At 55.2% G+C, this 12,298-nt stretch carries 12 protein-coding genes; all 12 read left to right on the forward strand.

Annotated elements, in window-relative coordinates; all coding sequences use genetic code 11:
- A complete protein-coding gene (locus tag B5D23_RS15075) occupies window positions 1-615 on the forward strand; it encodes a hypothetical protein (RefSeq protein WP_159445984.1) in 615 nt (204 codons plus the stop codon).
- The gene (gene gspD / locus B5D23_RS11715) at window positions 608-2,668 is read left to right on the forward strand and encodes a type II secretion system secretin GspD (protein WP_159445985.1); all 2,061 of its coding nucleotides are present in this window, start codon (window positions 608-610) and stop codon (window positions 2,666-2,668) included. Before B5D23_RS15075 ends, gspD begins: the two co-directional genes overlap by 8 nt.
- A gap of 2 nt (window positions 2,669-2,670) precedes the next feature.
- Entirely contained in the window at window positions 2,671-4,473 is a 1,803-nt protein-coding gene (locus B5D23_RS11720; RefSeq protein ID WP_078685635.1) for a GspE/PulE family protein, read from the forward strand.
- Window positions 4,470-4,835, forward strand: coding sequence for a type II secretion system protein (locus tag B5D23_RS11725; protein WP_078685636.1), 366 nt, complete (start codon window positions 4,470-4,472; stop codon window positions 4,833-4,835). The genes B5D23_RS11720 and B5D23_RS11725 overlap by 4 nt, the downstream gene beginning before the upstream one ends.
- On the forward strand, window positions 4,822-5,556 hold the full coding sequence (locus B5D23_RS14930) for a PulJ/GspJ family protein (RefSeq protein ID WP_144012613.1): 735 nt from the start codon (window positions 4,822-4,824) through the stop codon (window positions 5,554-5,556). Before B5D23_RS11725 ends, B5D23_RS14930 begins: the two co-directional genes overlap by 14 nt.
- Window positions 5,528-6,634 (forward strand): type II secretion system protein GspK, encoded by a 1,107-nt coding sequence (locus B5D23_RS11730; protein ID WP_159445986.1) that lies wholly within the window; start codon window positions 5,528-5,530, stop codon window positions 6,632-6,634. The genes B5D23_RS14930 and B5D23_RS11730 overlap by 29 nt, the downstream gene beginning before the upstream one ends.
- On the forward strand, window positions 6,568-7,992 hold the full coding sequence (locus tag B5D23_RS11735; RefSeq protein WP_078685638.1) for a hypothetical protein: 1,425 nt from the start codon (window positions 6,568-6,570) through the stop codon (window positions 7,990-7,992). The genes B5D23_RS11730 and B5D23_RS11735 overlap by 67 nt, the downstream gene beginning before the upstream one ends.
- Window positions 7,989-8,546, forward strand: a complete 558-nt coding sequence (locus tag B5D23_RS11740; protein ID WP_078685639.1) for a hypothetical protein — start codon at window positions 7,989-7,991, stop codon at window positions 8,544-8,546. The genes B5D23_RS11735 and B5D23_RS11740 overlap by 4 nt, the downstream gene beginning before the upstream one ends.
- Window positions 8,543-8,992, forward strand: a complete 450-nt coding sequence (gene gspG, locus B5D23_RS11745; RefSeq protein WP_078685640.1) for a type II secretion system major pseudopilin GspG — start codon at window positions 8,543-8,545, stop codon at window positions 8,990-8,992. The genes B5D23_RS11740 and gspG overlap by 4 nt, the downstream gene beginning before the upstream one ends.
- A complete protein-coding gene (locus B5D23_RS11750) occupies window positions 8,961-9,494 on the forward strand; it encodes a prepilin-type N-terminal cleavage/methylation domain-containing protein (RefSeq protein WP_159445987.1) in 534 nt (177 codons plus the stop codon). Before gspG ends, B5D23_RS11750 begins: the two co-directional genes overlap by 32 nt.
- Complete coding sequence (locus B5D23_RS11755; RefSeq protein WP_078685642.1) at window positions 9,491-10,501, forward strand: tetratricopeptide repeat protein; 1,011 nt, start codon at window positions 9,491-9,493, stop codon at window positions 10,499-10,501. Before B5D23_RS11750 ends, B5D23_RS11755 begins: the two co-directional genes overlap by 4 nt.
- 82 nt (window positions 10,502-10,583) lie before the next feature.
- A complete protein-coding gene (locus B5D23_RS11760) occupies window positions 10,584-11,966 on the forward strand; it encodes an MATE family efflux transporter (protein WP_078685643.1) in 1,383 nt (460 codons plus the stop codon).
- Window positions 11,967-12,298 lie beyond the last annotated feature (332 nt).

Here is a 12,298-nt window from a genome sequence, read left to right on the forward strand (position 1 = left end):
ATGGTGTACGGACCTTTTTTGTACATGGCGTATTTCCTATGCATTGCCGGGACCATTGGGGGCTGTGTTTTTGGCTATTTGGGGGCCAGAACTCTCCAGTTTCCGCAGCGTTGTGTTTTGAGTCGACCTGCCCTGCCTGTTGTGAAAGCGCAATCCAGTGATGACAAGGCGTTTCGTCGCTGTGTGTCTTTGTGTCAGCGCTCCGGGCTGTGGCGAACGCAGCGGACCGCAGCAGGGCACAAGGCTCCTGTTCAAATGGTGCAGAGTGCTCAGAATGAACTGGATGGAATCCGGCTCAAGGGGACGGTGGTGTCCTCTACCCCGGGCATGAGTTGTGCGGTGCTTATCTGGCGCGGCACGCAGCAGCTCGTTTGGGAAAATGAGGTTTTCCATGGGCATGTTCTGGAGCAGGTGAGCCGCTGCTTTGTGGTTTTGGGCGGTCAGGCGAAAACTCCAGTTTGCCTTGCCATGCGTCAGAAAAATGCAGGAAATTCGCAGCTCGCCCTTGTACCAGAGCGAGAGGACAGGGCTTCGACGATTCCGGCGGCCTATCCTTCACAGGGGCAGCCCCGTGCCCCGCATCGCTCGCACTGGCAGGGGACGGAACATGACTGAGCACCGGCCTTTTTCTGTGACTGGAGCGGTAAGAGTGCGGCTCTTTTTGCGCCATGCCGTGGAATCTCTGTGGCGCATAGTGGGCTGTTTTGCGCTGTGCCTTGCGCTGTGGGCATGGGCTGTACCGTGCCCGCAGGCCTGTGCCGCCAGACTCGCTCAAGAGGGCACGCCGCAGCGCGTGCGCATGGACTTTGATAATGCGGATATCCGTTTGCTCATCAAGGTGATGAGTCGCCTGACCGGGACCAACTACGTTGTGGACCAGCGGGTTAAAGGTAAGGTTACGGTTTTTTCGCCGCATGAGCTGAATGCGGCAGATGCCTGCAATGTTTTTGAGTCCGTCTTGCAGGGACATGGTTTTTCTGTGGTGCGGGAAGGCTCCGTGAGTCGGATTGTGCCATCTGCTGAGGCGCGCAGCATGAACATGCAGCCACTCCAGACTGGAAAGGGGGCAGGGAAGCACTCTGGCATTGTGACGCGAATTATCCCTCTAAAACGGGCCTCGGCTCCTGAGCTGCGAAAAAACCTCAAGGCGCTGGTGTCGCGAATTGGCATTATCACGGCGAGTAGCAGCGGAAACCTGTTGGTCATTACTGACTTTGCCCCAAATGTTGAACGGATTCGGGAGATAGTTGCGCAGGCTGACCGGGAGAATGTCCCTCGCTCGGTGCAGGTCTTTCAGCTTCGCTATGCCTCGGCCGAAGAGCTGGCCCAGAGCATTGAACGACTTTTGCCCCGTGATGCTGCTCAGGGGAAAAAGGCACAGGTACAGGCCCAGAGCGTCATGGGAGAATCCCGGACAAATCGGCTTCTGTTCCTTGGCAGTGCCGAAGAGCTGCGGCTGGTCACGGAGCTGGTCCGGATGCTGGATACAGCGGCTCCGCTTGGCTGTAGTGATGTGCATACGGTGTATCTTGAAAACGCAGATGCCACTGGTGCAGCCAAGGTTTTGCAAGCGCTTGTGGATGCGCAGGAGCACGAGACTCAGGGCGCAAGAGACTCGCATACCCTGAGTCAGCGAAAAATAAGTGTGGTTGCAGATCCCGCGACCAATTCGCTGCTTGTTGCGGCCCGGCCAGATGCCTTTCGCAATTTGCGGCAAACCATTGCCCAGCTCGATATTCCTCGGCGGCAGGTTTATGTTGAAGCTCTGATTATGGAAGTCTCTGCCGATCAGGGCATTTCCTTTGGTGTGAAGTGGGGGCTTGGAGACCAGTTCGATATCGATGGGACTCCGGGGCTTATTTATAGTGGCTCCAATCCGGGAGGGCCTCCCGGAGTCGTTAATACGGAAAAAAAGAGCTTTACCATGCCCGGAGGGCTTTCTGCTGGGCTGGTCTTTTTTCCGTTCAAGATTGGTGATGAGCTGTTTAACTCGGTGGAGTCCCTGATTTCTGCCTCACGGGTGGATTCCAATTTTCGGATTTTGGCAACGCCGCAGCTTTTGACGCTGGATAACCAGCAGGCGCGTGTGGATGTGGTGGACACAATCCCCTACGTGGAAAAGGTGACGTCTGGCACGGAAAACACAGATGAAAGCCAGACTATTCGGTATCGGGATGTGGGCGTGAAGCTCGAAGTGACCCCCCAGATTGGGCGCAAGAATCTTTTGCGGCTCAAGCTGCATCAGGAAGTCAGCCGGCTGGTGAACTCCACGGTTTCCGTTGGCGAGGGGGAGCCGCTTTTGCTGGCTCCAACGACCAAGAAGCGGCAGGTCGACACCACGGTACAGGTTCGTAATGGGCAGACCATTGTGCTGGCAGGTTTGATAAGCCGGGATGAGGGGCAGGACGAAAACAAGGTGCCGGGGCTGGCTGATGTTCCCGGTCTGGGCTGGCTCTTTAAGCAGCGGAGCAACACGCGGGTTGATACAAATCTTTTGCTTTTTTTGACGCCACGCATTCTGGACACCGTGGAGAGTGCCCGTTTGCTGACCCGTGAAAAGCGTGGGCTTTTGGAGTTTGATGTCCTGAGTGGGGCCAGTGACAGCATAGGTGTGCCGCATCCTCTTGCCATGCCGTGGGTCACGTCCCACATGAGGATATTGAGGTAGCTATGCGGCATCATTTTCATGCCCTGTTTTCTTTTCCTCAGCTCCGGGCAAAAAAGCCCACCCGGTCCATACCTGAACTTTTTGTCACCCTTCGAGCTCAGGGCTGCATCCGTGAAGCACAGTGGAACACGCTGGTGCACAAGTGGGAGTCCTTTCGGGGGAGCGCTGAAGAATTTTTATATCGCTCTGGAATTCTTGCGAGTCGGGACAAAGAGGAGGCCATGCTGGGCATTCTTGCGGAACAGCTGGGGCTTACGCGGTGCCGAGAGCCAGAGCTTTATCGTGTGCACCCCGCGGCCCAGAACTGTCCGCAGGACTACTGGCTTCGCCATGCGTGCATCCTTGCCCTGCGGCCGGATGATGCGCCTGTGTTTTTATGTAGCGAACAGGCTGGACTCCAGTGCCTTGCAGATGTGTTTACGCTTTGCGGGGTGCAGGCTCGTCCTCTGCTTGCCTCTCGCCGGGAGATTTCCCGTCTTGTTCAGCAGAGTCAGGACCGCAGGAATCCGGAGGCAGAAAACCTTGAGTCGGAGTTTGACGCGGATTTTTTGGAGGAGCTGCAAAGCTCGGCAGAGATGCCGCAGTCTGAGTTGCTGGATGCAACAAGCGAAGCGCCCTTTGTGCGGCTGGTCAATGGAATCCTGTCGTGTGCCGTTCGGGAAAATGCCAGTGATGTGCACTTTGACCCTGGAGAGGAGCACTGTGTCGTGCGCTTTCGTCTGGATGGCGTGTTGACGGAACGCTTTACCCTGCCAAGAGCGGTGCATCCGCCCACAGTTTCTCGCATCAAGATACTTTCCCGGCTTGATATTTCTGAACGGCGATTGCCGCAGGATGGGCGTTTTAGCATGACCCTCGCCGGGCAGGTTTGTGATGTTCGTGTGTCCTGCCTGCCTACGGCCTATGGAGAGAGGGTGACGCTGCGCCTTTTGGCCAAGGAGGAAAAAGTCCCGGATCTCGAAGAGCTGGGCATGTTTCCCGAAGATCTGCGTCTGCTTGAGGAACTGGTTCATATCTCACACGGTATTGTGCTGGTGACAGGCCCAACGGGGAGTGGAAAAACCACAACGCTGTATAGCATTTTGCGCCAGATTCAGGGGCCAGACAAAAACATTCTGACCATTGAAGATCCTGTCGAATACCGTCTGGATGGGGTGGGGCAGATGCAGGTGCAGGAGAAAATTGGGCTGAGTTTTGCGCAGGGACTTCGTTCCATTGTTCGGCAAGACCCGGACGTTATTCTGATTGGTGAAATCCGTGATAGCCAGACCGCCCAGATTGCAGTTCAGGCGGCGCTCACCGGGCACCTTGTCTTTTCTACCCTGCATACGAATGACGCCCCCTCGGCCGTGACCCGCTTGGTTGATATGGGGGTGGAGCCGTATCTGGTGGCCTCTGTACTCCGGGGGGTAGTGGCGCAGCGTCTTGTTCGGCGACTTTGTACGCAGTGCCGCGAGGCTGCTGTGCCCACGGCGCAGATGCAGGCTGTGCTTGGGCTGAGTCCTGAGCAGAGTCGCAGTGCATACCGGGCGGTGGGCTGCGTACAGTGTCGGCAGACGGGATATCACGGGCGGCGGGCGCTGGTGGAAATTATGCCTGTGGACGCTGAGCTGCAACGCTGCATTTCCCGAACCCCAGATGCAACAGCACTTCGGGAACACGCCGTGCGGGCGGGAATGCGAAGTTTGCGGGATGCGGGACGGCGGGCACTTGCTGCTGGCCTGACCAGTCCGGATGAGGTGTTTCGGGTCACGCGAAATCTGGAAGACCTGCGCTGTCTGACCGCTGTGAGCGCAGAGCTGTGAAAGCTGTATGCAAAAGGGCGAGCGCTGGCGTTGCACTTATCGAAATATGCGTGGTGCTGGCCGTGGTGAGCCTTGCTGGAGTCTTTGCCATGGAACACCTTGTTCAGCAGGGGCGGCAGCAGATTCGGCAGCATCAGGAAGCAGAAGCCATGGCCCTTGTGCATGAGCTTCATCAGATGCTGCACATTCGGTGCGCACAGAAGGCATCCTTTCCCTTGCGGGGCGACTGTTCTGACCGTTTGCCCCGGGGAGAATGGAGGCTGACTGTGCTGAGTGGAGAGACGTGGCCCGGCTACGTCACAATTCAAATTGTATGGGGACAGGAGCACGAGATGGACTGGACAGGAAATGTCCCGCTTTAGGGCCGCTTCGAGCGGGATGACGCTTATTGAACTTGTGGTGGCCGTGAGCATTGCTTCGCTTTTGCTGACAGGGTTGTTCGGAGCATATGTTTCTTTGGAAAAATCCCGGCGGGAAAACCGGGAACGTCAGTATGCAGAAATGCAGGCGTGGGGTATTCAGCTCCAGATTGCCAGGGACTTGCAGTCGCTTGCTGTTCACAACAGCTCTGGAGATTTTCGGGCGACAAAGGCCCTGCGTTTTTTGGGAAAAAATGCCAACGGCATTGCCTCTGAGCACTACAGCACTGCAGATCGCACGCTTGTCCTGTCCTTTGCCAGCCGAAACAGTGAACTGTGGCCTGCGACAGATTCCCTGTGCTCCCGGTGCAGTCAGATCGAGGGCGTGCAAAAGATTCGCTATGAGCTGACAGGGCCAGACCTGAATCAAAATTGCAGACTGATTCGTACTGAGTGCCCATATGCGTTTTTGCCAGACGCAGGGCATGGAACAGAGACGCTGTACTCAAAGAAGATTCGTTCGTTTTCTCTCAGCTTTTTTGATGCCAGCGGCATTGAGTGGGAAAGCTGGGACAGCCTCTGTGCCAAGGAAAAATGTACAGCGCTTTTGCCCCAGTGCCTCCGGCTTTCTTTTTCACTGGGATTATCCAATGAAAAAGTTTTGGAATTTTCGTACCTTGTGGAGCTGCCAAACTATGACGTGGCAGAAATGGTCCGCGAGTAGACAACGGGGAGCAGTTCTTCCTCTGGTTTTGTGTATTCTGGCATTTTCTGCGCTTGTTCTGCTTCGGCAGGAACGCCTTGCACAGGTCAGGCAGGGGGCGTGGCAGCATGTCAAAGACACAGAACAGGCTCGCTGGCTTGCCCGTATTGGAGAAACGCGTCTTCGTTATGCCCTTGCCGGAAAGGGGGGCACAGTGATGCGTGCCGAAGAACTGAGCGCCTTGTGTTCTCGAGCGCTCAGGGAGATTCAGCCAGCGTGTGGCTCCCTGCTGTGTACGGTGGAGGATGAAACCGGAAAGTTTCCTTTGGCTCAGCTCCGTGTTGTGCCAGAGCAGCAGTTTTGGAACGGGACCGGATTTGCTGGCGTCGGCGTTCGTCTTGTGCAGGAGATTGGCGCCAGACAGGGATTCCCGGTGGAGCGTCGCGTTGCTGTACGAGCCATTCGAGGCCTTCGGGACTGGACAGACCTTGATACAAGCGAGGCGGAAGTCAGGCAGGGTCCAGAATCAGACTGGATCACCGCACAGGGAGAAAAGCGTCCCCGGCCGAATGCGAACCTGCGCGCGCTGAATGAACTGCAACTTGTCCCAGAGCTGTCTCCTGTACGGGGGCTTTGGACGCACGCAGAGGCAGCAGCTCTTTTGTCTTCTCTTGTGACGCTGAGTCCCACCGGAGGACGGATAAACGTCCAGACCGCGCCTGACGCTGTGCTGGTCGCACTCTTTCGGGGGAAGAACGGGCGGGAGTATGGAAAAAAGCTGTGTTCAGCACGACGGCAGTCGCAGAATTCCGCCTGGTATTCAGATTTTTTTGAGGCGCACCCAGACGCCCGGACGCGTTGGCCTTCCGGTTTTGTGCGGGAAGACCTGCGCTGTGTTCGGGTCAGGGTGACAGCAGAGTATCGGACCGTAAGCTATTGTTTGACGGCATGTTACAGATTGAATTCTCTTTCGAATATGTGCCCTGAGCTTTTAGAAATATATGGCGTGGCACAGGCCACGCAGGAAAAGAGATGGAGCAGTTTACACAAGAAAAGCAGAGAACGCGTCACATCCCGCTCCAGCTTGGGCTTTCGCTAGGCACGGCGCACACGGGTCCTTCCTGTTTGTGTCTGTGCGACATTGCAGGAAATACCGTACTCCAAAAGGCTTTGGAGATTCGACAGCTTCCCAGAAGTGAACCTGAGCTGACCGAGTGGGAAGATGCGCTTGTCCGAGAGCTTCGCAGACTTTGTGCTCCATATCTCCATCAGATTCAGTCCTGTCGGATTGGTATTTCTCCCGGTGATGTGGTGTATCGGGAACTGAGCTTTCCGTTTCGTGATGATGAAAAAGTGTCGCAGGCAATCCGCCTTGGGCTGGAAGATGAGTTCCCGGTGCCCGTGTCTCAGCTGAGTCTGGTGTACTGGCCCGTGTGGGAGCAGTGTGGACAGCACATGTTTTCGGTCTGTGGTGTGGACCGCTCGCGGCTGGAAAGCATGGAGCGGGCGTGTGAGAGAGCTGGCTTCCCGCATGCGTCTTGCCAGCCTTCGCTGTGCGCCATGTGTGGCAGGGGTGAAGATATTTGGATTGTGACTACGGAGTGTGGACTTCTGGCGTGCTGGGGCGAGAAGGGGGTTGCCAAGCATGTCCTGCGTGGATATGCGCCGCTGGCCATGATTCAGGATGTGCGGTCCCGTGCACAGGCGCGGGGAGATGTGCTTCCTGTCCGGGTGTGGATCTGCATTCCCGAAATGCTGGAAGAGGATCGTGAAGAGCTGACGGAGCAGCTTGAAGATATGGGTGTGGAGCTGCACTGTGCCGGGCCAGAACTTTCTGTCACCTCGCAGCTGGCACAGGCCCAGTTCACTATTGCTTCAAGTTTGGCCAAGTCTGTTTCCCAGACCTGTGTTTTTAGTGATGCGATGGCACATAAGCCGAAATCCAGTCCATTTTCGCGTGCGCTGACCGCGGCGGCCTGCTCCGTGTGTTTTTGTCTTCTTGCACTGTGCTTTTGGCTCGGTGCACTTCGCTATGAGCAGCAGCAAAACTATCGGGAGCTACAGCGGAGCGTGCGGCAGGAACTCCAGCAGGTTTTACCTGATCTTCCATCGGATTTTCATGTTGCCCAGTACCGGAGCGTTCTTGAAAGTCGCTTGCAGGCTGAGCAGCTTTCTCCGGGGCGGCTTCCTGTGGTGCCTGTTTTGGAATTCCTTTCTGAGTTTGGCTGTGCGCATCCCTCGGCACGGGTTCAGCGTCTTGTGCTTGGGGCAAAAGAACTTCGGGCAGAGGTCATTGTTCCGCAGCGTGAAGTGCCTGAGTGCACACTGCATTTGCAGCGTATGTCGCATAAGGCTCGTGGATTGAACGAGCTGCGGGTTGAGCCGCGAGGTGGCGCCTCTGATCTTTCAGAGGCTGTGCTGAACCTGCGAATTTTTTTTAAGGACAAGAAACTGTGAGAAAATATCGTGTGGCTCGCAGGACTGGCTGCATCATTTTGGGCTTTTCTCTTGTGGTCTGTGCGCTGTCTGTTGCGGCCCTGTGGCTCTACAAAGAAAATACCCGTCTGGAAAAGCGCATCGCTCATGAGCAGCACTGTGCCGCTGGGATTTTGCAGGATATTCAGGCGTACAAAGTCCTGCATCTTCAGCGTTCACCAGCAAATGACGCCCAGTCGAGTCGTGAACTTTTTGAAACACTGGAGCTTATGGCCCAGCGTTCAGAATGGATTGAGTTTTCAGCAGGGGAGGAGCGCGTTGGCACTCCTCGGCAGGCGATGCTCAGTATGCGGGTGCTGGGAACTCGTGAAGAAGTCGTCAGTGCTGACGCAGGGGGTGCTGATGTTTCTGCCGGGGGCAGTGATGGGGCCGCCCCATTTCAGGGCATGCTCTATCTTGTCCGGCATGTGATTGACTCTGGTGCTCTGCTGACGAATTTTGAAGTGCTTCGTGACTCTGGTGATTTTCTTGTGCGGCTCTCTCTTCAAAGTGCGCAGGAGGCATACGAAAAATGAAACAGCGCGACCTTTCACAGCGTGGGCATCAAAACGGGTTCACGCTGATTGAACTGATGGTTGTCATTGTGATTTTGGGGATTTTGGCGGGGCTTGTTGTGCCAAAGCTCATGGATGAACCTGACCGGGCACGCGCGGTAAAAGCCCGGCTCCAGATTGAAAGCCTTGGAACGGCGCTCCAGCGTTACTGTCTGGACAACGGACAGTTTCCGAGCACAGAACAGGGGCTGGAGGCCTTGGTTGAATGTCCTGTAACAGGGCGCATTCCACAGCAGTATCCGCGAACAGGCTACATGGACCGGATTCCGCAGGACCCGTGGGGAAACCGGTATGTGTATGTGAGTCCCGGACAGTACGGAGATTACGATCTGGCCTGCTATGGTGCAGATGGTATGCCCGGAGGAGATGGTCGAGATGCAGACATTGCAAGCTGGCAGGAGAGCTGAGGGGTTTACACTTCTTGAATTGATGCTTGTCTTGTGTCTGGTCAGCATTCTTGTTGGCTGGTCCTGTTTGTCTTTGCGTCAGATATGGCGCGGCAGGGGGCTGTCTGGCTGTGAGGAACATTTTTCTACTCTGTGCGAGCACGCGCGGAACAGGGCGATTCTTTCCGGGTTTCCCTGTGTGCTGGAATACAGCTTTCAGCGCCACTGCTGGCGGACTCGGCTTTTGCCACCGCAGAGCATTTCTTTGGACAATGCGGTTGGCGAACAGTGGGCCTTGGGCGCTGGGCTTCGGGTTCGGGAAATCCTTCTGGAGCAGGGAAAGCACATTCGGGGAGGTGTGGGAAAACTCTTTTTTTCTACGCGGGGCAGAACGCACCGGGCTGTTGTTGTTTTTGAGGATGCAGAAGGCGAGCAGCTTCCTCTTGCTGTTCGTTCTGTGATTCCCGGTTGTGAGCGCTGTCCTCTTCCTCAACAATTTTTGCAGGCAAAGGCCGTACAATGAAGAAAAAAACTCTGGGCCATGTGCTGGCGGCACTGGCCTTTTTTTGTTTCCTGAGCGCCTGTTCCCGTGGCCCCGCAGAGTTGAATTCCGGTCAGAAGGCCCGTGCAGAAACAATACGGCAGGAGGCTCTTTCTGCCCTTGAGCGTGAAGACTATTCCCGGGCCGTGAAGCTGTACACCGAGATGGAAGAGCGAAAGCTTGTGACCTGCAAGGACCGGGGCAACAGGGGCACGGCGTTTTTTCATCTTCGGGAGTATGGCAAGGCCAGAAAAGACATTGAATGGGCGCTGAAGTTCACAAAAGACAATGCGACGCTTTGGTTTAATCGTGCTGTGCTGGATTTTCATGACGGGAAATACAAGGACTGTGAAGCGGCCTGTCGCAAGGCCGAGTCTTTGGACGAGTCTTTTGGTGCCGCAGCAAGTTTACGAGGGGTGGCTCTGGAAGCGCAGGATTATCCCGATCAGGCCATGGTGGCTATGAACAAGGCCATTCGTGTGGATGACATGCGGGCTGAGAGCTATGCGAATCGCGCCAAGCTCTGGCTCATGTGGGGGCTGTATGATGACGCGATCGCTGATCTCAATGAGGCCGTGTATCTGAGTCCGGAGAATCCCGCATTTCGCAATGACCGGGGCGGGTGTTATGTCATGCGCCACCAGTATGAAAAAGCCTTGAAGGATTTGAATCGCGCAGTGGAAATTGACGGTGAGGAGCCTGCGTTTTTTTACAACCGGGCTGTGTGTTATGAACGGATGCATGACTATGAACTGGCAATCAGGGACTACACCCGCGTGATGGTGTATCAGCCTGATTCGGCCGACATGCTTGTGTATCGGGGGCGTCTGTACATTAAGCTTGGGCGTCCTGCGCAGGGGAGGGCTGATCTTGAGGCGGCAAGCAAAAAAGGTCTCGATGGTCCCCTTGAGCGCTACGAGCAGTGGGTCAAGGCACATGGGACAATTGAGGATTTAGACGCCTTTTTGAGTCAGGTGCTGGTGAATTAGCCGGAATATTTGACTCTTTTTGTGAAGCCGGATAGCTGTCTGATACTGGAATTCACAGAAACACACGGCACTGGAGAAAAAAATGGCGTCCAGATGGACGGGAAAAGGCGGCATTCGGGAAGTTCTTTCCGTGGGTTTGCCGCTGGTTGCGAGTATGGCCTCAAGCACGGTCATGCAGTTCACAGACAGGGTTTTTTTGGGGCATTATTCCCTTGAGACGCTTGCGGCGTCTATTTCCGGCAGCATGAGCAACTTTGTGTTCATGTGTTTTTTTGTTGGCGTCGCGAGTTACGCCAATGTCTTTGTTGCCCAGTACATGGGCGCATCGCAGCCACGCAAGGTTGGGGCGGTTGTGTGGCAAAGCATATGGTTTGCCCTGCTTGCCTGGATTTTTATGTGTCTGCTGGCCCTTGGAGCACCTGCCATTTTTGCCTTGGCCGGGCACAGCCCAGAAGTTCAAAATTTGGAAGTGATATATTTTCGTTTTTTGAATATCTTCTCTGGAGCAAACATTCTTGCGGTGGGACTCTCCACGTTTTTCTCCGGTCGAGGCCGGACCCGCATTGTCATGCTGGTGAGCCTTTTTACTGCCTGCATTAATATCCCGTTGGATTATGCCCTGATTTTTGGCGCTGGCCCGTTCCCGCGTCTTGGTATTGCAGGTGCGGGGCTTGCGACAGGCATTGGATGGGGTTTGAGCGCGGTTCTCTATGCTGTGCTCATTTTCCGCCCCAGGAATGACGCCCTCTATGGCGTGTTCCGTTCGTGTCGCCTTGATGGTGCCCTTTTCATGCGCTTGATGCGTTTCGGAATCCCCAGCGGCGTTCAGTTTTTTTTGGACATGTTCGGCGTTGCCTTTTTTATCATGCTCGTCGGACGCATGGGTGATGAAGCCTTGGCTGTGACAAATATGATTTTTTCGCTCGACAACTTTAGCTCGCTTCCGCTCTATGGTTTGCACGTCGCTTCCGAAATTCTTGTCGGGCGCGCCTTGGGTTCAAACAACACGGAACAGGCTGTTTTTGCTGCAAAAAATGCTGTTTTGACCTGCCTTGGATGGGCCGTGTGCATTGCTGCGGTTTTTGTGTTAGCTCCCGGTCCTCTTTTGGAAATGTTTCGGCCTGCTGGATATGACGCAGCTGCTTTTGCTCAGATGCGACATACAGGTGAAATCTTGCTTTTGTATGTGGCCGCATGGGCCATCTGCGAAGCCGTTGCAGTTGGATTTCTCGGCGCCCTCAAAGGCGCTGGTGATACGCGTTTCGTAATGTTTTTGATGGGATGGAGTTCTATGCTGACGCTCGTTATTCCGCCATTTTTGCTCATAGAATTTTTCGACGCTGGAGTTTTTACGGTGTGGCTCTGTGTCGTTCTTAATGTCTTTGTGCTTATGGCCGCTGCGAGCCTTCGATTTCGGCGTGGAAAATGGAAGGACCTCCGTGTTATTGCCCAAGCTTCGCAATAAATACAACGCTCAGCGGTCCGCGCCCCTTGCGGACCGTTTTTTGTTTGTGGAGCCTGTGGTGGGTGAAAGGGATAAATTGGGGGCGCTGCCCCAGCCCGCAAGGGCTGGATGGGTGGGAGGGATAAATTGGGGGCGCTGCCCCCAAACCCCCGCGTAAGGGAATGATTCCCTTACGTATCCTCATCGAGTTTGAATTCCCTCCACGCTTCGCGTGAATGAAATTCAAACTTGGGTGAGAAGGCCTAAAGAACGCACTGGGTGCCCACTAGCTGGAATATGGGGTTGATGGAGAGGAGAGCGTAGCTCTCATCCCATTCAACCCCATATTCCAG

This window comes from Desulfobaculum bizertense DSM 18034 (genome assembly GCF_900167065.1).
Taxonomy (GTDB): domain Bacteria; phylum Desulfobacterota; class Desulfovibrionia; order Desulfovibrionales; family Desulfovibrionaceae; genus Desulfobaculum; species Desulfobaculum bizertense.

What these genes read in the sequence shown, in the direction of transcription:
- B5D23_RS11730 (WP_159445986.1), top strand. Translation starts at nt 5,528, where the DNA reads ATGACGTGGCAGAAATGGTCCGCGAGTAGACAACGGGGAGCAGTTCTT.
- B5D23_RS11735 (WP_078685638.1), top strand. Translation starts at nt 6,568, where the DNA reads ATGGAGCAGTTTACACAAGAAAAGCAGAGAACGCGTCACATCCCGCTC.
- gspD (WP_159445985.1), top strand. Translation starts at nt 608, where the DNA reads ATGACTGAGCACCGGCCTTTTTCTGTGACTGGAGCGGTAAGAGTGCGG.
- B5D23_RS11755 (WP_078685642.1), top strand. Translation starts at nt 9,491, where the DNA reads ATGAAGAAAAAAACTCTGGGCCATGTGCTGGCGGCACTGGCCTTTTTT.
- B5D23_RS14930 (WP_144012613.1), top strand. Translation starts at nt 4,822, where the DNA reads ATGTCCCGCTTTAGGGCCGCTTCGAGCGGGATGACGCTTATTGAACTT.
- B5D23_RS11750 (WP_159445987.1), top strand. Translation starts at nt 8,961, where the DNA reads ATGCAGACATTGCAAGCTGGCAGGAGAGCTGAGGGGTTTACACTTCTT.
- gspG (WP_078685640.1), top strand. Translation starts at nt 8,543, where the DNA reads ATGAAACAGCGCGACCTTTCACAGCGTGGGCATCAAAACGGGTTCACG.
- B5D23_RS15075 (WP_159445984.1), top strand. Translation starts at nt 1, where the DNA reads ATGGTGTACGGACCTTTTTTGTACATGGCGTATTTCCTATGCATTGCC.
- B5D23_RS11720 (WP_078685635.1), top strand. Translation starts at nt 2,671, where the DNA reads ATGCGGCATCATTTTCATGCCCTGTTTTCTTTTCCTCAGCTCCGGGCA.
- B5D23_RS11760 (WP_078685643.1), top strand. Translation starts at nt 10,584, where the DNA reads ATGGCGTCCAGATGGACGGGAAAAGGCGGCATTCGGGAAGTTCTTTCC.